This window comes from Marinoscillum sp. 108 (assembly GCF_902506655.1).
Lineage (GTDB): Bacteria > Bacteroidota > Bacteroidia > Cytophagales > Cyclobacteriaceae > Marinoscillum > Marinoscillum luteum.
In genome coordinates, this window is the sequence record NZ_LR734808.1 from 463,948 (window position 1) to 483,581 (window position 19,634).

19 protein-coding genes are annotated in these 19,634 nt (G+C 43.1%); 2 read left to right on the top strand and 17 right to left on the bottom strand.

Annotated features, from left to right (window positions below; all coding sequences use genetic code 11):
• Entirely contained in the window at positions 1 to 573 is a 573-nt protein-coding gene (locus tag GV030_RS01905) for a DinB family protein (RefSeq protein WP_159579253.1), read from the bottom strand.
• A 134-nt stretch (positions 574 to 707) separates the two neighbouring features.
• On the opposite strand from GV030_RS01905, the gene GV030_RS01910 reads away from it, so the two are divergent.
• The gene (locus GV030_RS01910; protein WP_159579255.1) at positions 708 to 1,085 is read left to right on the top strand and encodes a VOC family protein; all 378 of its coding nucleotides are present in this window, start codon (positions 708 to 710) and stop codon (positions 1,083 to 1,085) included.
• Between the two features lie 6 nt (positions 1,086 to 1,091).
• On the opposite strand, the gene GV030_RS01915 is transcribed toward GV030_RS01910, so the two are convergent.
• From GV030_RS01915 to GV030_RS01945, 7 genes are all read right to left on the bottom strand, one after another.
• The gene (locus tag GV030_RS01915) at positions 1,092 to 1,394 is read right to left on the bottom strand and encodes a DUF1330 domain-containing protein (protein ID WP_159579257.1); all 303 of its coding nucleotides are present in this window, start codon (positions 1,392 to 1,394) and stop codon (positions 1,092 to 1,094) included.
• Positions 1,395 to 1,515: 121 nt separating this feature from the next.
• Positions 1,516 to 2,943, bottom strand: coding sequence for a hypothetical protein (locus GV030_RS01920; protein WP_159579259.1), 1,428 nt, complete (start codon positions 2,941 to 2,943; stop codon positions 1,516 to 1,518).
• A 231-nt stretch (positions 2,944 to 3,174) separates the two neighbouring features.
• Positions 3,175 to 3,942, bottom strand: a complete 768-nt coding sequence (locus GV030_RS01925) for a YoaK family protein (RefSeq protein ID WP_159579261.1) — start codon at positions 3,940 to 3,942, stop codon at positions 3,175 to 3,177.
• A gap of 126 nt (positions 3,943 to 4,068) precedes the next feature.
• A complete protein-coding gene (locus GV030_RS01930) occupies positions 4,069 to 5,214 on the bottom strand; it encodes an FAD-dependent monooxygenase (protein ID WP_159579263.1) in 1,146 nt (381 codons plus the stop codon).
• Between the two features lie 58 nt (positions 5,215 to 5,272).
• The gene (locus GV030_RS01935) at positions 5,273 to 5,845 is read right to left on the bottom strand and encodes a Crp/Fnr family transcriptional regulator (RefSeq protein ID WP_159579265.1); all 573 of its coding nucleotides are present in this window, start codon (positions 5,843 to 5,845) and stop codon (positions 5,273 to 5,275) included.
• 128 nt (positions 5,846 to 5,973) lie between these two features.
• A complete protein-coding gene (locus GV030_RS01940; RefSeq protein ID WP_159579267.1) occupies positions 5,974 to 6,510 on the bottom strand; it encodes a hypothetical protein in 537 nt (178 codons plus the stop codon).
• A gap of 123 nt (positions 6,511 to 6,633) precedes the next feature.
• Positions 6,634 to 8,235: an AAA family ATPase gene (locus tag GV030_RS01945; protein WP_159579269.1), complete on the bottom strand. Its 1,602-nt coding sequence runs from the start codon at positions 8,233 to 8,235 to the stop codon at positions 6,634 to 6,636.
• Between the two features lie 331 nt (positions 8,236 to 8,566).
• On the opposite strand from GV030_RS01945, the gene GV030_RS01950 reads away from it, so the two are divergent.
• A complete protein-coding gene (locus tag GV030_RS01950) occupies positions 8,567 to 10,897 on the top strand; it encodes an ABC transporter permease (protein WP_159579271.1) in 2,331 nt (776 codons plus the stop codon).
• Positions 10,898 to 11,088: 191 nt separating this feature from the next.
• Here GV030_RS01950 and GV030_RS01955 read toward each other — a convergent pair whose 3' ends face one another.
• The 9 genes from GV030_RS01955 to GV030_RS01995 form a co-directional block, all read right to left on the bottom strand.
• Positions 11,089 to 11,934, bottom strand: a complete 846-nt coding sequence (locus GV030_RS01955) for a hypothetical protein (protein ID WP_159579273.1) — start codon at positions 11,932 to 11,934, stop codon at positions 11,089 to 11,091.
• A 267-nt stretch (positions 11,935 to 12,201) separates the two neighbouring features.
• Entirely contained in the window at positions 12,202 to 12,672 is a 471-nt protein-coding gene (locus GV030_RS01960) for a hypothetical protein (RefSeq protein WP_159579275.1), read from the bottom strand.
• A 260-nt stretch (positions 12,673 to 12,932) separates the two neighbouring features.
• On the bottom strand, positions 12,933 to 13,289 hold the full coding sequence (locus GV030_RS01965) for a hypothetical protein (RefSeq protein ID WP_159579277.1): 357 nt from the start codon (positions 13,287 to 13,289) through the stop codon (positions 12,933 to 12,935).
• The gene (locus tag GV030_RS01970; protein ID WP_159579279.1) at positions 13,286 to 13,744 is read right to left on the bottom strand and encodes a hypothetical protein; all 459 of its coding nucleotides are present in this window, start codon (positions 13,742 to 13,744) and stop codon (positions 13,286 to 13,288) included. The genes GV030_RS01965 and GV030_RS01970 overlap by 4 nt, the downstream gene beginning before the upstream one ends.
• Before the next feature lie 150 nt (positions 13,745 to 13,894).
• Positions 13,895 to 14,503 carry a hypothetical protein gene (locus tag GV030_RS01975; RefSeq protein WP_159579281.1) on the bottom strand — a complete coding sequence of 203 codons (609 nt, stop codon included), beginning with the start codon at positions 14,501 to 14,503 and terminating at the stop codon, positions 13,895 to 13,897.
• A 212-nt stretch (positions 14,504 to 14,715) separates the two neighbouring features.
• Positions 14,716 to 15,375, bottom strand: coding sequence for a hypothetical protein (locus GV030_RS01980; protein WP_159579283.1), 660 nt, complete (start codon positions 15,373 to 15,375; stop codon positions 14,716 to 14,718).
• A gap of 203 nt (positions 15,376 to 15,578) precedes the next feature.
• On the bottom strand, positions 15,579 to 16,553 hold the full coding sequence (locus GV030_RS01985) for an NAD(P)-dependent alcohol dehydrogenase (RefSeq protein WP_255465031.1): 975 nt from the start codon (positions 16,551 to 16,553) through the stop codon (positions 15,579 to 15,581).
• A gap of 116 nt (positions 16,554 to 16,669) precedes the next feature.
• Positions 16,670 to 18,448: a helix-turn-helix domain-containing protein gene (locus GV030_RS01990; RefSeq protein WP_221413270.1), complete on the bottom strand. Its 1,779-nt coding sequence runs from the start codon at positions 18,446 to 18,448 to the stop codon at positions 16,670 to 16,672.
• A 276-nt stretch (positions 18,449 to 18,724) separates the two neighbouring features.
• The gene (locus GV030_RS01995; protein ID WP_159579289.1) at positions 18,725 to 19,579 is read right to left on the bottom strand and encodes a DUF2971 domain-containing protein; all 855 of its coding nucleotides are present in this window, start codon (positions 19,577 to 19,579) and stop codon (positions 18,725 to 18,727) included.
• Positions 19,580 to 19,634 lie beyond the last annotated feature (55 nt).

Here is a 19,634-nt window from a genome sequence, read left to right on the forward strand (position 1 = left end):
TCAAACTTTTGACATTTCCGGACTAGCCTGTAGGCTCAGTACTTTACTGGCCTGCACGAGGTGTCTCTGGTTGTGATAGATCACCACCCGGAAGGTGTCACCAAGCCTGAGTGTGATCAGTTTGGAAATGCTGATGGAGGTCTTGGTCTTATTGAGGCTGACACTCCGTGACTTATTCAGTAGCACCAGCAGCTCTTTCTGTTGAGCGATGAACCGATCGATAGTGTCCATGGAGAGGTCACTCCCATTGGGGTTTTTATCGTCGAAGGTTTTCATCTTGTTCAGCTTTTCCTTGGGGAGCATGCTCTTGGCAAAATAGTCGCCCAGCAGGCCTGCTGAAAAGTAGGGTTCTGCCGGTTTCTGACTTTCGCGAATCCGACGGGCAATTTCCGGTAGGTAAAAGTCACCATAGAGGTTGAGGTGCTCAATGCACTCCAGCACACTCCAGCGCTCAGGCGCTGGCTTCCAGTTGAGCAGATCTATGGGCTCCTGCTTCAGGTTTTCTGTAGCGTTGAGCGTTTGTCTGGTTCGCTCTATTAGGTCCTGTATGAGGTCTTCTGACGGGGTCTTCATTTTGTTTTTTTTACAAAATTGGGCAAGATAACCTCCCCAAATATTGATCGAAATCAAGGCTTTTGGTCTTTTGCTATTGATTTCCGTTTTCTCACATCATTTCAGTAAATTGATCTAACGTAAAATCCTGGCTTATGAACAATCCTGTCCACTGGTTCGAAATCCCTGTCACAGACATGGATCGTGCCCAAAAGTTTTATGAAACCGTCCTTGATCAAAAGCTGGATGTCAGAGATTTCGGCAATTTTGTGATGGCCTGGTTTTCGTCAAATCCCACTCAGCCCGGTTCTGGAGGTACCCTCATCAAGGCAGAATCTTATGTGCCCTCGCATGAGGGCTCGTTGATCTATTTTGGAGTGGCCGAGATCGATGACGTGCTGCCCAGGGTAGAGCCAGCTGGTGGTAAAGTGCTCAACCCCAAGACGAGCATAGGGGAGTATGGGCATGTGGCCCACTTTGAGGATACAGAAGGCAATCGGGTGGCGTTTCATCAACCCCCGGCAGGGATGTGAGGCGCATCAGAGCCTGGTGCCTTGTACGAGTACCGACGCTTTGATGGATTGCTCCTTCAGGTGGAGAAACTTCTTTCGCTCTTCGTCCTGCGCGAAATTTTTAAAATCCTGCTCTGAGTCAAACTCTACCAGGTGAATTTCATAAGGCTTGTCTATGTGCCGCTCTATGATGGCCTGATCGTCCGGCCTCACCCTGAGGAGGAGCCGACCATTGTATTTGAGGATGGTAGGGATGGCAATGCTTTCAAACTGATCGAAAACGGCCTCCTGGCCTTCGATGACGTAGATAAGTTGGGTAATGAAGATCATAGGTTCGATAAGGATTGGTTACAAATAGAAGGGTTTTGGTACACATGGCAAAGTATCATCTTTGGAATAGATCCGGGTTCAACTTTTACCTTTGACACCCCTGACTCATAAACTCACATGATCAAAATTGAATTTGATTAATTAGTGTGACTACAAACAGGGTAAGAAGAAACCAACCCAGGAAACCCTCGATGATACAAGCATACTTTGCAAGGCCATGGGTTGGTATTTGACCGAAACCAAGGGTAATGAATGAGTTTAGACTTAATGTCAGCCCATTAATAAGACTCAATAAGATTGCCCACGAAAGAACAAAAAACGGTTTTACATACACTCCATCCCTGGCTATCAGCTCTTTGAATTTCAGTATCATCGATGCTTTGGATTCTTTATCCCAGTCAGATGGGAAAAAGAAATAGAAAACCCCGAAGATCAGAATGATCAAAAGTGAAATCATTACAGACTTTGCCGGGTCGGTACCATGTCTGGTATAAAACCCCATCAATCGGTTTAGTTTCCACTTGAAATAATTGCTAAATGTCCGTTGGTTCAAATATTGATTTCTGAGCCACCTTCCTTCAATTTCTTTCATTTCATAATTGATGCCATTCGCGTATCGAATGTTCCCAAATTGTTTACTCGATAGATACAGGGAATAATAATTTCGTATCAAGTCGTCGTAAAGGGGAAGATAATCGAGTTCAAGTTTGGATTGAGCTTCATAAAATGCACGCGGGACCTGGTAATTCGACTGATTCTTTAGCAGAATTTGATCCTCATCTGTCAATTTAAACTGCTCCACGTCTCTCTTTGTGGTTTGTAAAATCCGGAAACCCTTCAGATCATCCCATTCAATGAGGTTATACGTTTCAGAAAAAGTCATATATCCGAAACTAATGCGATTGATACTGTTTTGGAAAAGCATCAATTGATTTGTAATAGTCGCTCGATCAAAATCAAGGGTTGATTGAAATGTATTATCCTGAATCATCAGTTTCCCCATCTCCGCAGAAATCTGAACGGTTTGAAATAAATCCTCAGACTCAAAAGTGTTATTCGAAAGTATAACTTCGCCAATGGGGGCATTAGATCCCAGAAAAAACTGATTTCTAAAGGGAGTAGGTTTCCTAAAAAGGTCACTGTTTTTCTCACTCTCTAAAACAATCTGTGTTGCTATGTTTCTTAGAATATTTCTTCTAAAACTAACCATAGTTAACTCCCGATTGTTGATATGCACTGATGATCGAAATTCCGAATCATATAGATTCAAACTGTGCAAGCTGTTGCCAGAGATTTCCAGATATCCACCAAAATAGCTTCCTCCTGTATCGATGTAGCCAATTTCACAACCCACAAAAAGCAGGCTATCGACCGTCCTAATACTATCCGTACTCAGTTGATTGATTTGGCAATTGACAAAGGCTGTAAACTTTCTTAACGTATCTATCTGTTCAAAAAAATGATCCACATGATCATCGAGAATTTTATTTTCAATAACTACTCGACCTTTTGTTGACTGATAAAGAGTCATCAGTTCGGAGGTACTCATGGGAGTTCGGTCTTGAGCGGATGAGCTTATTGAAATACTCAACAGCGATAAGAAGAGGATCAAGGGGCGCGCTTTCAATGATGCTAAAGGGTGGTTGGTTTAAGTAAATTCAAAAATTTAATGACCAGGCATCTGACTGAGGTACGCTGTTGCGCCCACCAGTCACAGGTCTTCCGAATCTACGAGAATAACCATTCTCAGTCAAGTATTATTTTCGGTGGGGCTGGCCTGTCACTTACTCACTGGCTGTTGCCTCAGTTGTGCAGTTTTTCTTTGCTGGTATTTTCTTCTGTTTCTGATCACTTTGTATTTCAATCCATCGAAAAACAGGCTGACGATCAAAATCACCGCTCCGAAAATAAGCGTATCGAGCCCCAGGCCCATCCTTGAGTAGAGATAGCCCCCGATCAAGCCGCCCAGGAAGAAAAACGAGATGATGTAAACCCGCAATTTCATCGTTGATTTGATTTTTTCCCGATTAGGGTAAGACTTAGGAAAAAAGAGCTGCGACAGCTCAATGCCCAGATCGGTAAAGAGCCCCGTCAGGTGGGTGGTTCGTACCACAGCGCTGGAGATCTTCGTGACAAAGGAGTTTTGTACCCCCATGGCCAAGAGCATCGCACAAATCACCAGGTCTGGATATTTGATTTCAGAAAGGTGACTGAAGACCGGGATCAAAATCAGGATCAGGAATTCGATGATGGTGGGTAATACAAAGACGTTTAACTTTTTGCTACTATTGAACTGCTCAATCAGAAAACTGGATAAAAACGATCCGAAGAGGAAGACGAAAATATAGAGGAAATAGATCGTCCCTCTCCAAAAATCAAAATGGGCCACATCATTGATGAACAGCGCAAAATGCCCGGTGACATTGGTGGTCAGTTGGTTGAAGGACAGAAAGCCAGTGACGTTGACGATCCCGGCCACAAAAGACAAAACTGAAGCAATCCGCAGGTTTTGCTTTAACGTCCTGCTCTTTCCCTGATGCCTAAACATGCTGCTCCTTCATGGTTTGATGTTTCAAAAACCGGATACCTCCGGATGGATGCGCAAATTTACACCCTCTCCATGAATACTATTCCTCCAATGACCACTATCGCAGGTCAAAACATAAGGTATTTTTTAGTCCGTGTTACTCAAAAAGTCCACGGTTTTGATTTTGTCCAATTGGCGGTTATTCACGGAAGGGGGCAGGCTTCTGAGCGCAGCATTTCGCAGGCCGATCAAAAGCCCGTTTTCCAGCTGCGCTGCTTTGCCCAGTCGCCAGCTGGTATCTACGATCCACCGGGTACGGCGGAGGCGGCGCTTTTCGAATAGCCGGAAGGCTTCCTCAGTGTCCGTAATCTTTTCTACACATTGGCCCAGCACCACGGCATCCTCTATGGCCTGACAAGCACCCTGGCCCATGTTGGGGGTGGTGGCATGGGCGGCATCTCCGATGAGGACGGTTCGCCCAAAGGCAAACTGACTCAGAGGTTTGAGGTCTATGATGTCGTTGTGGATCAACTGATGGTCTTCTGTTGCCGCCAATACCTGTGGGATGGGTGCATGATATTGATCGAACTGGCTGGATAGCTCCTTCACTCCATAGTGCTTCAGGTCTCCTTTTTTGGCATTGATACAAATAAACCAATACAGTAGGTTGTCGGGTAGGGGCACCAGCCCGATCCGCCCTTTGGGTCCCCAGGTTTCTGAGCTTTGGCTTATTTTCAGGGTGCTGTTGTCGATGACAGCCCGCCAGCAGGTGTAGCCTGAGTAGCGGGGCACGGAGGCTGGCAATAGGGTTTGCCTCACGACAGAGTGAATGCCATCCGCCACGATCAGGTAGTTGGTGATGTGTGTACTGCCATCGTCGAAAGTGAGGCTGACAGAGAAGTCCTCTGCCTGGTATTTCACCACCCTTTTGCCGAGGTGAATCTGAGCAGGGTCCAGCCTGGAGAGCAGCAGTTCATGGAGGTTGGCGCGGTGAATGGTAAAGCTCCCGATGGTGTCATTGGGATCAAACTGTGTATGAGAGATGCGCTTGCCCAGGTGGTCATAGAGCGCAAATGAAGGCAGGCTTCTTCCGATCTGTACCACATCGTCATAGATTCCAAGTTCTTTAAAGGCCAGCATGGCATTGGCGCCCAGCCCTAGTCCGGCACCCACGGGCTCCAGCTTCGGACTGGCTTCAAACACTTCGGCACGAATGCCGCGGTTTTGTAAGGCCAGGGCTGTGCATAGACCAGCGATCCCGCCCCCAATGATTGTCATGGTGAGATGTTTCATAGTGGCGACAAAGTTGTGATGCTCAGAATGAAGTCCCTTTTACATATGTTAAAAAAGACTACTGGACGCCAGCACGAATCCTGCTGATGCTCACCTGAGTGGTGCCGAGGTAGGAGGCAATGTAGTGGAGCGGGCAGCGGTTCATAATGCCGGGATACTTTTTTTCCATGAGCTCATAGCGCTCCTTCATGGAGTAAAACCGCAAACTTTCGATGCGTTCCTGCTCCTGGATCATTGCAAAGTTGGTCATTCGTCTGGCGATGTGCTCGATCACGTGGTACTCGGCACAGAGCTTTTCAAAGTCTGCAGCAGCAAAGTGGTAAATGTCTGATTCTTCGATCAGGTGAATGCCTTTTTGGCTGGGAAGACCCGTAAAAAGACTGGGTACAGCCCCGATAAACTGCCCATCCGTAGCGAAGTAGTCGGTGACGTCCCTGCCATCATGAAAATAGAAAGCCCTGGCCAGCCCTTTGTGGATGAAAAACATAGACTGAGCCTTTTTCCCGATTTCAAGCAGTGCGGTATTTTTTGGAAAAATGTTGTGGGCAATTATTTGCTCCAGTCGGGTTTGAATCTCAGTATTCAGCGGCGCTATGGCATTGAAGATGCCGACAATCGGGTGGGTGGACATGGTGCGAATAATTTGCTCACAAGATAAGAATTCAATTCTGATAGTCCATGAGGTCATGTGAGTCTACATGGCCAGATTCACAAGGGAGATACAAGGGTCAAAATAGGCGATGGGTCAGTTGCTATGTATTAGAAAGTGAGGTCAGTAATTCGCCAGATGCACACCACGTGCAAACTAAGCCAAACGGCATAAAATCCCCAGAACAGATACTTGTCAAGAAGTTTTCTGGTGTGTCCCTTGCCCTTTTCGGTGAGTTGGTTCCTGATGGCTGGGGTAAGTTCAAAGCTTGCAAAATATTCGTGGATGTCCACTTTGCCTCTGTTGAACTTTTGTTCGACCTTGAATGCCGTAAGCACCTGTTGCTCCCTGGGGAGTGATTGTTCCTCAAGAATGATCTCCTTGTGGAAATAGTCCACATCAATGCCTCTGGCCTTTATGAGGGCTTGCATAGACCAAAGCAAGTACACCGCGAGGGTGGTTATGGCAAGAAGGATGATATAGGCGGCCCAAACCCGGGGTAAGTCGGCAAAGGCGATGACGGCAATCGACAACCCTGTTCCCACCGCAATCAATAGGGATTGAATGGTTAAATGAAATCCACGATAGGATTGAAGTAGATGGTCCTGATAGGTAGCTCCGTTCCAAAGGTGGGTGAGTTTTTCCATAGCTGCAGTGTGTTATGCTTAGTGCCCGAGTAATGATGCGGCCCCGGCAAGTGTCGATAAAAGTGTGAGAGGGCACCCTGGGCTTAATCATCGGCCGTCTACTCGATTGGCATTTCGTACTATTTAATTGAAAATTTCATTTTCCAATTCCCGAAATACTGCTGTGTCTTCTGTGACCAGTGGAGCCATCGTGTCTCTTACAAAGGCACATTTGTTGTTTCCACATTGAGTGAGTTCAAGTATTCTTTTTAATTCGGTGAATATGTTGCCACTGGCAGATTTAATATCATCCGTGGGATTACCACGGCTAACGCTATCTAGAACTGCTTGATTTTTTGCATCCAAGCAATCTTGTGTCAATTCGGGCTTACCCACAGAATTACACAGTTTAGTAATTAATTCATCGTCAAAAAGGTAACTTTCAATGTGTCTTCTTCCAGAAGTTCTAATTCCCTTATCTATGTTTTCTTGAGCTTCTCGAGGACTTTTATCATCTCTGTCCACGAACTTGATAATAGTAGAAGATTTGAGAATGTTTGCGACAATTTTCACAGATTGATTTTCTATATTTTCAAGTTCTGTACTTGAGCCAATAGAAACGAATTTCGTATCATGGTATTTTCCTTCAAAGATTTTACCATAAATCTGAGCGTCAAAATCCTTGTACTTTCTTCCTTGCGAGGTTCCTTCACAGAATACAATCCTTCTAGGGGCAATCAATTGTGAAAAATCTGCAAATGCCAAATCAAAAAATCTATCCCATATTGCTCTGTCTATTTGAGCAGGTTTCATTACTTCGGTTAAATCAAAGTCTCTATTCGCAAAATCTAAAAACACCACTGTACCAGGGTTTGCTTGCTCAATAATTTCCGCTTGTTTGAGCATGCCAATAGAATGGGTAGAAATCCAAAGCTGGGAATTTGTAGGGGTTAAAGTATATAATTCTGCTAAAACTTTAGCTTGAAGTCTAGTGTGCATATGTGCTTCAGGCTCATCAATGGAAAAAACAGCATCTGAATAAAATGTTGATTTAATAATCATATCTAATATTAAATCAAATACAGACTTTTCACCTGCTGATAAATTTTTGTAATGAAAATCTTTAGCTGAACCTTTTTCAAAGAAAAAACTCCCACTAGACAATGGGTCGCCAATTGAACTTAAATTAAGGTCATCAAATATGGTAGATAAGGAAGTTTTAACTTTTCCTATTAGCTCCTCACGCAATTCTTGAACAGATTTCGTATCATTCGATTCTTCATAAACACCTGCCAAAGTTTGAGCAACAAGACGCTGATAATTTTCAGAGACAGTCTGGTCGTTTTGCATCAAGGTTCTAAGCTTAATGTTATCGGTTGGATTATTTTGCTTTTGAAGATTGTTAACAGTAAAGTCTGGCTCATTTCTATATGCAGACCTAAAATAGAATTTCCCCTTTAATTGTTGTCCATTAGGGTTTTGGTCACCATGAAAATTGATTTTTACTCGGTTCTGATACCAATTACCTGCGACAGGCGTCTCACTTTTTTTCTCAAAATAATCTTGAGCTCCAGGATCCCCATATCCACCCAATTGGTAAAAATGATTAAACGCTTCAAAGATTGAAGTTTTACCACTACCATTTGGTCCAACTAAGACAATTAGTCTGGCTGTTTCGGGAATGTCAGATATTGATAAATCTGTGAATCGCTTAAACTTATTTATTTTAATATTTTTAATCTTCATGTTTTCTTTATGAATGCCAACATCCGCCCAACACCCACCAATGGCTGTTACCTGCTTATATCAAATCTAGTGGTTTTTGAATTCCAAACAAACCATTAACGGCCATAAAGGAGCTGTGAGGTTCAGGACGTTGGAGACAAACTCCAACAGGGTAGAGGGGATGGGGTACTCATTCGGTAGGAGGGTGTTGGGTCATTTTTCGGACAATTATTGTTCATATTTGGGCAGAAATGGATTTGGAAGTAGCCTGAAATCGACGAAATGGTAGATTTTTCAGTTGGCACTAAGTTTGGCAGGTTTGGTTTATTAAATTTCCATACCTTTTACCCATATGCGCCTGTTCATTGCTCTCCGGAAGTTGTATCGTGATGGTCTGTATACCATGACCAGTCTGTTTTCTCTGATTATTCTGATCAGCAGTTGCTCTTTTATATTGGTCTATGTGGCCAATGAACTGCTTTATGATAGCCATCATCAAAATCGGTCCAGAATCTACAGAATCTCGTCAGAGTGGAATTCACCAACCTCTACGGATCAAATGGCAATTACCAATGGTCAGGTAGGTGAGTACCTCCAAGGTGCCTATTCTTTGATTAGCCGGTCGGCACGGGTCTCCTTGATAGGCAAGAACCCGGGTTTGAAATGGAAGGATGAACACATTGATACCAAAGATTTTTACCGGTCGGAGCCATCAGTACTTGATGTTTTTACTTTTAAGATGATCAATGGACCTGGCGGACAGGCGGCATTGAGCAAACCAGGCGATCTGCTGATCAATGAGTCTTATGCCTTGAAGATGTTTGGTACTATAGATTGCTTGGGTGAGCGGATCCAAACAGACGGTGAAACTCTTCAAATTGCCGGGGTATATGAGGACTTTCCACAAAATGTGGATTTGAATATCAATGGGCTCATTTACCAGTCTTTCGATCAACGGAGCTACGAACAGTTCGCATTTTACACGTATGTGCTCCTGAATGAGGGTGCTACGGAAGAGCAGCTGGAGCATGCCCTTGCGGAGACCTCTGCCAGGCTTTTTGGGGATAACCCCAAATACGATCAGGACATCAGGCTGAAAGCCGCGAGCCTGAAAGGCCTGCATTTTGTCAATGATATTAAAGTGGACAATCCCAAGGGGAATCTGGCCAATGTAAGGCTGATGATGCTCGCAGGGCTGTTACTAATCATCATTGTGACAGTGAATCTGACCAACCTGAATATGATCAGGTCTTTAGAAGGGCTTAAAAAAATTGCACTTTATAGAATCATGGGAGCTACCCGTGGTGCGATCATTTTGAACTTCATGCTGGAGCTATTGATTATTTGGGTGGTAGCTGTGATCGGCTCGGTGTTCTTACTGGATTTGGGTAAGGGTAGCTTTACTGCTCTGACAGGCATTGAGCTTACTTCAGTACATTTTGTTTATATCGGGTTGTTTTACCTGAGTACCTTGCTTATGTGTCTATTATCAGGCATGCTTGGGATCTTTTACATTTTGAGTGCCCGACCGGCACAGGGATTGAGAAAATTTTACAACCCTTCGCTCCCGGGAGATGTCATCCGCAAAGGACTCGTAACTTTTCAGTTTGTAGTGGCTTCTGTACTAGCCACCACTTTCAGCGTGCTACTGTTACAGCAGGCTTTTATTTACCGAAAGGATCTGGGCTACAACCCTGAAGGTTTGATGCTCCTCCGTGTTAGTGATCAGACGCTACAGAGAGTGCCCATTGTCAATGAGCTGGAGAAGCATCTGGGAGAAGGACATATTGCGGCGTTTTGGCAGCCTCAGATGGGAACGGATGAATTAATGTTTTCGTCTATCAAATTGATTTCTGAACATGGAGAATCTCAGGAGGTGGTGTCCAATGACATGATCATCGATCAAAACTATTTTGAAGTATTGGGGATACGCAAAATGATGGAGCAGATACCACCAGAGCGATCCTCCCAGCCGATGGCCTACCTCAATCAGACACTCATAGATCAGATAACATACGATGGGAGGGTAGCGAAATTTGAGTATCAGTGGGGCACGGGTGGTGAAGTGGCCGGAGTGGTCACTGACTTTCACTACCAGTCGATGCACAGCACCATCCAGCCTCTGGTGATGGTGGTCAATCCAGACATCAGCAGTACTTGGAATGGTCTTTATATCCGCACCAGGGTGGATCAGATGCCACAGATCAGAAAAATCATAGAGGACCAGTTTTCAGAGGAAGTGATTGACCTCATCCCTGTGGATCAAAAACTAGAGGCCTATTACAGCCGGGAAAAAAGTGTGCTGCTCCTACTGGGCGGCTTCATGGTGATCGGCTTGGTGCTGGCGGCTATGGGTATTTATACCGTGCTGGCCTATCTTTTCAGGTACAGGATGTTTGAAATAGCCATGAGAAAGATCATGGGTGCTGACTTCAGAAGTCTACTGGTGCTGTTTGGTAAAGAGTTCGTGTCTGTAGCAGCATTCACGTTTTGCCTGGCACTGCCTATTGCCATACTGGCCAAAGATCAGATACTGTCTGCTTTTGCATACCGGGTGGATCTGCACTGGGCAGTACACCTCGTTCCTATTGGCCTACTCTTGTTGGGGATGTTTATAGTGGTGTTATTGGTAGCGCGCAGGGCTTCCCGCCTCAATCCGTCATTGATTTTACATAACGAATAGCTTTAATAGCTGGGCCAGGTAAAGAAGATTTCCTGGCGGCACACCAAGGCTCAATAGGGAAGGTGCCAAACTTACCAGTCCGCGGTATACACGATCGTTCCAGGCAGGCCGTATACGGTGGTGAGGGGCACGCCTGGTGAGGAGCACCGGTGGGCTTATCGCTCATCGGCCGTCTACTCGATTAGACACTGCTATTCTTCATTCAAGACATAGGAGCTTGCATTAAGTTCCTCTATCCTGCGACATATGGATGGATATCTGTGAAAAATAAGACTTGTATTTACTCGCTTATTGAAAATGATAAGTCCAGAGGTAAAGTAAATAATTGATTTAGCTTTTCTATCTTCAGAAAAAGTGCCAATATAATAGGTTATAACACCCCTTTCAAGACTGGACTGTCTTTCTCCAGCTTTTTTTCGATTCCAAACGACCTCACATTTCCATTCTTCATCAAGATTAAATTCCTCTACCTCCCAGTATCTCCTTTTCTTGAACCATAATGAAGGTTTGAACTTAATAGGACTAATCGGTACTAAGAAATAGGTTATTGAATCTAGTGAAGCGAAATCTTTATAATGGGGAACAATCATTGCCTTAGTAAATATTCCCTTACTCGAGGGAGAGTATACTCCAGTTCGTATTTGTTGGGTGTTCCACTCAATTAGTCTCTTTTTTAATGGAAAATCATTGTCAATGAAAAACTTGACCAAGTTATTCTCAATTGAATGGGTCCGTTCGAAGGTTAGACCATCTTTGATTATTTGCGAGCGACCGTTTTTCATAATTACCATGCCAGTCGCAAGGAAAAACGTATCGATACTTATCGTATCTTCTCTGAAAAGATCAATATCCTTTCCATTAGTCATTTTATTTGGATCCAGGCTATAGGAATAACTCGTGTAGCTACGTAATGAATCATCCTGGTTAATAAATTTAAATTCCAAATAGCGTTCATAGAGTAAAAATTTTCTCTCATCAACCTGACTTAATCCAGATAGTGTTGATCCAATAAACAAAAGAATCAGTGGTAATCTCATAGAGTGGTGTCTAACAACATCCGGCTCACAACCACCAATGGCTGTTACCTGCTTATATCAAATCTAGTGGTTTTTGAATCCTGAACAAACCATTAACGGCCATAAAGGAGCTGTGGGATTCAGTGCCTATACGCAACCGCACATGCCTCCGAAGGATTTCTTGGCGGCACTCCAACAAGGGCGGAGAAGGCAGTTAAGCGGGATGTCTTGCAGACACTTTGCAGATGCTAAGTAATGCCATTCGGCATCATTGTTTGTTACCACATGTTATTCAGCCACTTCGTAGTTAAACGTTGTGGTATGATACCTCAGGATTCCATCAATGCCCTTAGTTATTCCGATGATTTCAGTTCCAAATTCGAATTGCCCAGTTTTTCCAGGCTTAAGGGCGATGAACATGGTATCGTTTCTAACCACAAACTCCTTTTTGCAATTATCAACCTTGAAGTTGGATGTATCGATTAATGATTCATTAGAAATATTGCAGTCAAATATTCCGTTAACCAGTTTAAAGTTTGGGTTGGACGTTACAATACGAAAAATTGCTTCTTCCTTTACTTTAATTGAATCAGGCTTGATTACCACGAGACTTATAGGCTCAATGGATTCGCCTTTAATGTTGAGTTCGTTCAAGTTCAGAAATTGTTTACCATCTCGGTATTCAGCTACAGGTTCAGGCTTGGAGCACCCCGCTAAAACAATAATTGAGAGAGTAATAAGTTCAAGTTTAGAAATCATAGGATCAGAGCGGGTATAGGTGGTAACGCCCGTGTATGGCCCTGTGTGCTCACCACTGGCCAACACTAAAGTAGCGATTCTGGCTCCAACTCACAATGGTTCAGATACAGCACGTTCCTCTAACATTTTTCCGATAATAGATAAGGAAAGTAGAAAGCACTGCCATTTCTCAGCGGCAGATATCACGGTCGAGTTGCACTGAAACCAGCCAGAAAGCACTCTCGATAGTTATCGGGAGACATATGCCCGATCAGCGTCTGTTATGCTTCTTTTCCGTGCAGCCAGTTCCGGTATTCGTTCCAATCCTCTTCGTTAGCCTGTTGTTCCTGTTCGTCAGATAATTCGCCAAATCCAGCTTCCAAAACCCTCGGATATTCCGCTTCTGCAACAATATCCCGAAAATCCGTGTTGGCACGTTGAATAAGTTGTTCCAAACGTTCCTGACTTCTGTTCGCCAGTTTCAGAATTGCTGCACTTATACGTCTCCTTCCAGATTCACTATCGCTTTTAACTTGTTTAAGTTGTTCTGAAACCTCAATAGATCGTTCACCGAATTCTCTGTTAACAAGCAGTTCGAGCAGTTCAGAAGAAATCTTGGTAGGTTCATTATTCATCAAAATCCTGCGTATTTAGAAAGTTTAGCAATATCTAAAATTAGTTTTTCAAATGATTCTTGACTCCAAAACCTAGGATGAATATACCCATGTGCCACGCTGTGCCTTTTGTCTCCTTCATCGGTAATTTTAGAAGGATAATAATATTCCTTCAGCTCTTCTAAGATAATCGCGTATTCTGGATTTTTTTCCTTGCTTTCGCTTATTGCGAGACTAATCAAACTCATTCCAACTTTCTTTTTCTTTAAGACTAGTTGGTCTTCATTTTGAAATTGAAGTGGATATTCGCTAGTTGTTGAACGTATTAGTTCTTCTAAGTAAGAGTATGCAAATGGAGATAAGACTGAATAGGAATTGGGGAATGTTTTATATATGTCGATTACGACTCCCCAATCTGGAGCCCAGTTCCAGTAGTGCGAGTATTTAATAATTTCCTCAAAAGCCTCTTCTATCTTCATGAGTTTTGTTTCCGTGGGTGATGAAGTATAACGATCAGCTAAAATCCGTAGGCTGACCATTTGTTAATGTCTTTAAAAGTATCTGTTTCTCTAACTGTTTGCAAGTAGCTCATATGCCTATGGATTTTTAGCGTCTGTTATCTGCTTACTTTACTGTTTTTCTATCATTCCGTTCGTCAAAACCTGATATTCTGTTCGTCCGATAGTCTGTTGCATGCTGTTCTCTATGATGTCGGATTCATCTTCGTTCAGGTTCCAACGCTTAACTGTATCTAAAACAATGATGTGTCTGTTCGCTTCAAGAGTTAGATACTCGATCGCTTGATAACCCATATCTCCACCGCTCTTCTTGTAAAAACTTGTTGAGTCAATCTTGTTACCCTGCTTGTCATAGATGGTTAAGAATGGTACAAGACCCCAGTCACCGATAGAGCAGTCAATAATTCCAATTGTTTCGCCATCGTTAAAGTAAATTCCAAGTGGCTGGCTTGTCCAAACATGTTTGTAGTTGGCAAATCCGTTCTTGTCATAATTATTTGAGAGTTCTGGAAGTTGACCCAAAGGGTTGTGGTTCAGAGGCAATGGAATTTGTTCCAAAGTTGAAACGTATAGCTCAAATGCAGATAGTTCCGAAGTTTTGGTTACTGGATTTGTCGTTTCCGGAGTTGTTGCTTCCTGAGTACTGGCCTGTTGCTGGTTGTTGTTGTTACATCCAGTCAATAAAAAGAGTGCGAAAATATAAGTTGAGAAGTATTTCATATGCTCGTTCGTGCTTGCAGATAACATCCGGATAACAGCCACCAATGGCTGTTACCTGCTTGTATCAAATCTAGTGGTTTTTGAATCCTGAACAAACCATTGTCGGCCATAAAGGAGTACTTCGTTCTTTCCTTTTTTTAATTTGAACATAGTATCACGTTCTCAGTAGATTTTTTTTGGCATATCCCACGCTGCTCCACGGCAGCTAAACTTTAGAAATTAAACCCTACGTATATATTGGGCTCAAAAAGAAAGTAGTTTCTCCATTTATCGTCCAGCTCCTTAAATCCAGCAGGAGCGTTGCTGTCAAACATCCAGTGCTGACAATGAACCTGAGGTTCTATGAAAAATCGTTTTTTCTTACCAATCGAGACATGGTAGCCCAAGTGATACGAATTATAAAGTTTGAAATCGTTACCAATTTTATCACCGTTTTCATCCAGATACGTTTGAAACTGTGGTAAAACTTCAACAGTTGCGAATAGCCCCTTCCATAGCATGCGTTGGTACGTTACACCTATTCCTGTTTCTCGCACATGTCCTGGATAGAATTCACTTTCTGTCTCTAACTTATCCAATAGACCATCCCACCACTGGATCCCCATCGGTTGAAACAATCGCCAGGTGGCAAGTTTCAATCCTATGATATTCTTATTGTCCAGATTACGCTTTACATGGAGCTCTATCATTTGTGTACTTGTGTGAGCGTCCCAGTCTCCAAAGTTCGGCCCAATGCGATCTGTAATGATAAAATAAGGTAAACTTACCCTCCACTTGTGGGCTACTTTAGTTTCTACACTCTCCGGTGAGCTGGTTTGAGCAAAAGCACTAAGCGTGCAAGCAAATAGAAGAATTGTAAATAGATTTTTCATGGTCTTAAATTTTTGATGTTTACGTGATTAATTAATTTTCACAAAGGTCAGGAAGGACTGAAAGTGAGGTTTATGAGCTATGGAGCCAAATGCATAAAATTTGCGGAAGGCATAAAAACTATGGAGCCGAGCTATAAATTATGAAGCAAACAGCGGAATTCTTTGCCGTATTATCGCAAGTATGATTTATGGTTTGACATATTTCAAGCGGTCACAATAACCACATTGCCCTTCTTCCGACCTGATTCTATGTAATGGTGAGCTTCGGCTACTTTTTCTAATGGAAACTGGCGATCAATGACTGTCTTTAGCCTTCCCTCTTTGTAGATATCCAGCACTTCTGAAAGCAGGCAGCGGAGTTTTTCTTCTTTGTTGGCACCTGTGGCTTCAAACTTTGCTTTCTTCTGACCAAAAAGTGATGTTTTAATCATTTGGAGTAGCAAAGAAAATTTCAAAACAGGGGATAAGTAGATACCCTTTTCTGAGAGGATATTTTTGCACGCTGAAAAGGAGCTTTTCCCAATCGTGTCGTACACATAATCGTATTTTCTGTCACTCTTGGTGAAATCTTTCTGTAAATAGTCAATCACCTCATCAGCACCCAGGGACCGCACCAATCCAACATTTCTACCACTACACACTGCTGTGACGTGTGCTCCCATATACCTGGCGATTTGAATGGCGGAAGTCCCCAGTGCACCTGAGGCCCCATTGATCAATACTTTCTGTTCGGGCTTCACTTTAGCAATTTCTTTCAGGAAATTATAGGAAGTCAAATGACCATCGCAGAAGTTAGCAGCCTCAGAAAAATCCAGATTTTCCGGCATAGCCAGAATGACACCATTCTGCGATATGGTCAGGTATTCTGCATTGGAGCTGAAACCAAAAGTAGTTTCTCCAAATACTCGATCGCCCATTTTAAATGCAGTGACTCCTTGGCCAACTTGCTCAACGACTCCAGCAAAACCGGTTCCGGGAATGGCCTTCTTGGGTTTGGTTATCCCTACAAACAGTCTGGCTATATAGGGTTTTCCTGTGCGCATCATGGCATCAGCTGTGGTAGCGGCGGCAGTCATTACCCTCACCAATACCTCATCGGGTTTTGGTATGGGCTTTTGTACTACTTGTAATCGCAGCACATCAGGCAATCCATACCCTGTGGCTACTGTTGCTTTCATTGTTTGTGTCATGGTTTAAATCTTTAATTCATGACAAAGAAAGGAAGAGGTGAAAGGGTAAATGTTCGGTATATTAAGAAGAGGTTCGGAATTATAATTCGGAACTAAAAACCTGATTATGCCTGACTTTTCTGGAATGCTTTAGGCGTCATACCTACTTCTTTTTTGAATGCTGTATTGAAAACGGTCTTAGAGTTAAAGCCACTCTCGTAGGCCAGCCCGATCAGCGAAATATGTGAATTGTCTGGATCAAGGACGAGTTGTTTGAAGTGTTCGATACGCTTATGATTAATGAACTCGTTAAAGTTTTTGCCAATAGATTCATTCAATAACCATGAAAGCTGATTAGGATGAATCTCTACATGCTCAGCTAGCGAACGCAGGGTAAGGGAAGGGTTGAGGTACGGTCGCTCAGATTCCACATAGGTTTGTATTTTCTCCACCTGTTCTTTTGCGATGGTGTGATCTGACTGTCTGGCTTTTTTGACCTTTGTTTTTTCTCCGATTTTAGGATAGACCCTGGCGTGAAATTCTAAATATCTTGACTCTGAATGAATCGGCACTCCCAACGGATCACTAAAGGCAAGTAGGAGGATAGAAGAGGTGCTTTCAAAAAGTTTCTCCAACACACTAAACGCATCGTCATATCTACCCAGATTGGCATAGGTAAGGAACAGATAGGCGTGAGCATGGTGGGCTTCTGGCTCCTGAGCATGCTTTTCCAACTTTTGCAAATGAGTAGTGCTTTTTCCATCCTTTGCATCGATCAGGGCAAAGAGGCCTAGTCTTTCATCCGGGGTAAGGGCTTGCTCAGGGATTTTATCTATCGTCTGGCAAGCTAATTCGAGTTGACGCTCCTGAATAAGGATATAGATATTGACGAGAATGGCTGGAAGGTTTTTGTCATTGGCTTCCAGCAGTTCGTTTAGAATCTCTTTGGCTTTGTCATTTTCGCCTACCCGATAGTAATAATTAGCTTCATAGAATTTGGTCTCCGGATTCAGTGGGTCTATTGATTTGGCATAATGAATATGCTCCCAGGCTTTTTTAAAGTCACCCTTAATAGAATGAAGGAATGAAACAAACTGATGGGCTTCTGAGTAGGTAGGCTTGGCCGCCAGAGACCTCATGCCATATTGCATAGCTCTGGCAAAATCTGCCTCAGTGAAGAAGTACTGCATGCCCAGCATGTAATTGAGTCCAGCATGGTCAGGGTCGAGATTTTTCGCTGAGGCGATAGCTGCTATGCTTTTTTGCCATGCTTCTTCACGTGGGGCAAAACCCGCAACGGCCATAAAGCTATAGCTGTCGGCTATCCCGAGGTAACCCTCTACGAGTTCTTCATCCAGTGCTATGGATTTTTCAAAGTGCTCAATGGCCAGGTGAGTATCCTCAGGGTTCCACTTGTAGAAATGATGGCGCCCTTTTAATAGATGCTCGTACGATGAAACACTCTTTGTAGGGCTGTTCACCAGCTGGCTGGATATGTTCAAATGACCATATTGCTCTCGAATTTTATCAGCAATAAGCAAGCTGATTTCATCTTGAGTTTCAAAAAGGTTTTCCAGCTTTCGGTCCCAGGTCTCTGACCAGAAATGTGTATCCTCTTCTACATCTATTAGCTTGGCACGAACTCGAATTTTACCATCATGAATCTGTGCACTACCCTCTAAAAGGATAGCTACACCTAGCTTCGTGGCAATTTCGTCAAGAGAAGCTTTGTGGTTTTTGAAAAAGAAGCTGGATGTGCGAGATATCACTTTCAAGCCATCGATTTTGGCCAGTGCATTGATGATTTCCTCCGAGATACCATCGCAGATGAATTCATTGCTACCATCTACACTTAGGTCACGAAAAGGGAGGACTGCTATGGATTTTTGATCGTTCAATTTCAATTGAGTCGTTGCTAATTGGCTCTAGCGCCCGTGTATGGCGCTGAGTCTCGCCGCTGGCTAATAGCACTAAAATAGGGAAATCTGTCGCACCCGGCAAGGGGCGCCCGGCAAGGGGGTGCTTCCAAAGTTTGTAGAAAGCAGTGCGTTCAGAAAGATGAAAACTCCTGCGAGCTGAAGTCTCGAAACAGCACCAAACTTTCTCCCGGGGGAGATTCATGGTGATGTTTGTAAAGGGGCAGTTGGCGCATTCGTGCTTGCAAATGTTAGGGTTCGTTTCTAATTGTTACCCTCTTGTGGCCGTTTATTGTAAAAGACGTTGACGTTCAAGCCAGTTCTTCTGATGTCAATTTGGAATAACGGAATTTGATATCGGTCGGCTGTTTCCTTAAGATATGATTCATAGGTATAGTTGAGTCCGTTGGTGAAGAAAATTCCCTGAATGCATCTGGTGATATTGATGTACTCATAGTCATTATCTGTTGTGGCAATTATTTTACATTCGTCTTCGTCTCGATAATCACTGTGTTTGACACCAATTTTTTTGATTTCTGATTCGATCTTCCAATTTATGTATTCCTGCTCTCCCATTTTTTCAATTTGGTTCAAATCAACGCTGGAAGTATCAATGTTTGGCCTAAATAGATGATTTTTAGAATATCCAATATTTAGCAAGCGATAGTTAGAGGGTAGTTGTTCTTCTAGTTTCAATCGAGATAAGGCAATACAAACTCCCTTAAATCGATCTCCGTATTGATCCCACATTCGAGGTTTAGCAAATCCAAAATGATCTATTGGTTCAAATACTCCTCCAAATTGTCCTTCAAAATCAATGGGAGAATTTCTGCACAAGCATAATTGACGCAAGCTTCCATAAAAGGCATTGATCTTTTTAGCAATTTTCTTTCCGTCAATTTTCTCATTTAGTCTTTTGTGATCTTCATCATATCCATAGCATGAAACCGATGGGTTCGGAGACAGCCGCTCCATGGGGTCAGAGGCAGAAGTCACTGGAGACAACCTCAAGTTGTTGGATGGGAAAATCTTTTCAATTGCAGTGTAAATAGAAGTATAATGATATAGGGTTTTTTCTCCTTCAAATTCTATTGATTCTTCTTTTGTGAAGTATGTCATTTTTAATTGATAAAGTTAGATTTGAAGTACGATCCCATGAACCCTGGAGTTCGGC

Excerpts from the sequence above, each read along its gene's own strand:
- GV030_RS01905 (WP_159579253.1), bottom strand. The coding sequence starts at position 573 with ATGAAGACCCCGTCAGAAGACCTCATACAGGACCTAATAGAGCGAACC.
- GV030_RS01910 (WP_159579255.1), top strand. The coding sequence starts at position 708 with ATGAACAATCCTGTCCACTGGTTCGAAATCCCTGTCACAGACATGGAT.
- GV030_RS01915 (WP_159579257.1), bottom strand. The coding sequence starts at position 1,394 with ATGATCTTCATTACCCAACTTATCTACGTCATCGAAGGCCAGGAGGCC.
- GV030_RS01920 (WP_159579259.1), bottom strand. The coding sequence starts at position 2,943 with ATGAGTACCTCCGAACTGATGACTCTTTATCAGTCAACAAAAGGTCGA.
- GV030_RS01925 (WP_159579261.1), bottom strand. The coding sequence starts at position 3,942 with ATGTTTAGGCATCAGGGAAAGAGCAGGACGTTAAAGCAAAACCTGCGG.
- GV030_RS01930 (WP_159579263.1), bottom strand. The coding sequence starts at position 5,214 with ATGAAACATCTCACCATGACAATCATTGGGGGCGGGATCGCTGGTCTA.
- GV030_RS01935 (WP_159579265.1), bottom strand. The coding sequence starts at position 5,845 with ATGTCCACCCACCCGATTGTCGGCATCTTCAATGCCATAGCGCCGCTG.
- GV030_RS01940 (WP_159579267.1), bottom strand. The coding sequence starts at position 6,510 with ATGGAAAAACTCACCCACCTTTGGAACGGAGCTACCTATCAGGACCAT.
- GV030_RS01945 (WP_159579269.1), bottom strand. The coding sequence starts at position 8,235 with ATGAAGATTAAAAATATTAAAATAAATAAGTTTAAGCGATTCACAGAT.
- GV030_RS01950 (WP_159579271.1), top strand. The coding sequence starts at position 8,567 with ATGCGCCTGTTCATTGCTCTCCGGAAGTTGTATCGTGATGGTCTGTAT.
- GV030_RS01955 (WP_159579273.1), bottom strand. The coding sequence starts at position 11,934 with ATGAGATTACCACTGATTCTTTTGTTTATTGGATCAACACTATCTGGA.
- GV030_RS01960 (WP_159579275.1), bottom strand. The coding sequence starts at position 12,672 with ATGATTTCTAAACTTGAACTTATTACTCTCTCAATTATTGTTTTAGCG.
- GV030_RS01970 (WP_159579279.1), bottom strand. The coding sequence starts at position 13,744 with ATGAAGATAGAAGAGGCTTTTGAGGAAATTATTAAATACTCGCACTAC.
- GV030_RS01975 (WP_159579281.1), bottom strand. The coding sequence starts at position 14,503 with ATGAAATACTTCTCAACTTATATTTTCGCACTCTTTTTATTGACTGGA.
- GV030_RS01980 (WP_159579283.1), bottom strand. The coding sequence starts at position 15,375 with ATGAAAAATCTATTTACAATTCTTCTATTTGCTTGCACGCTTAGTGCT.
- GV030_RS01985 (WP_255465031.1), bottom strand. The coding sequence starts at position 16,553 with ATGAAAGCAACAGTAGCCACAGGGTATGGATTGCCTGATGTGCTGCGA.
- GV030_RS01995 (WP_159579289.1), bottom strand. The coding sequence starts at position 19,579 with ATGACATACTTCACAAAAGAAGAATCAATAGAATTTGAAGGAGAAAAA.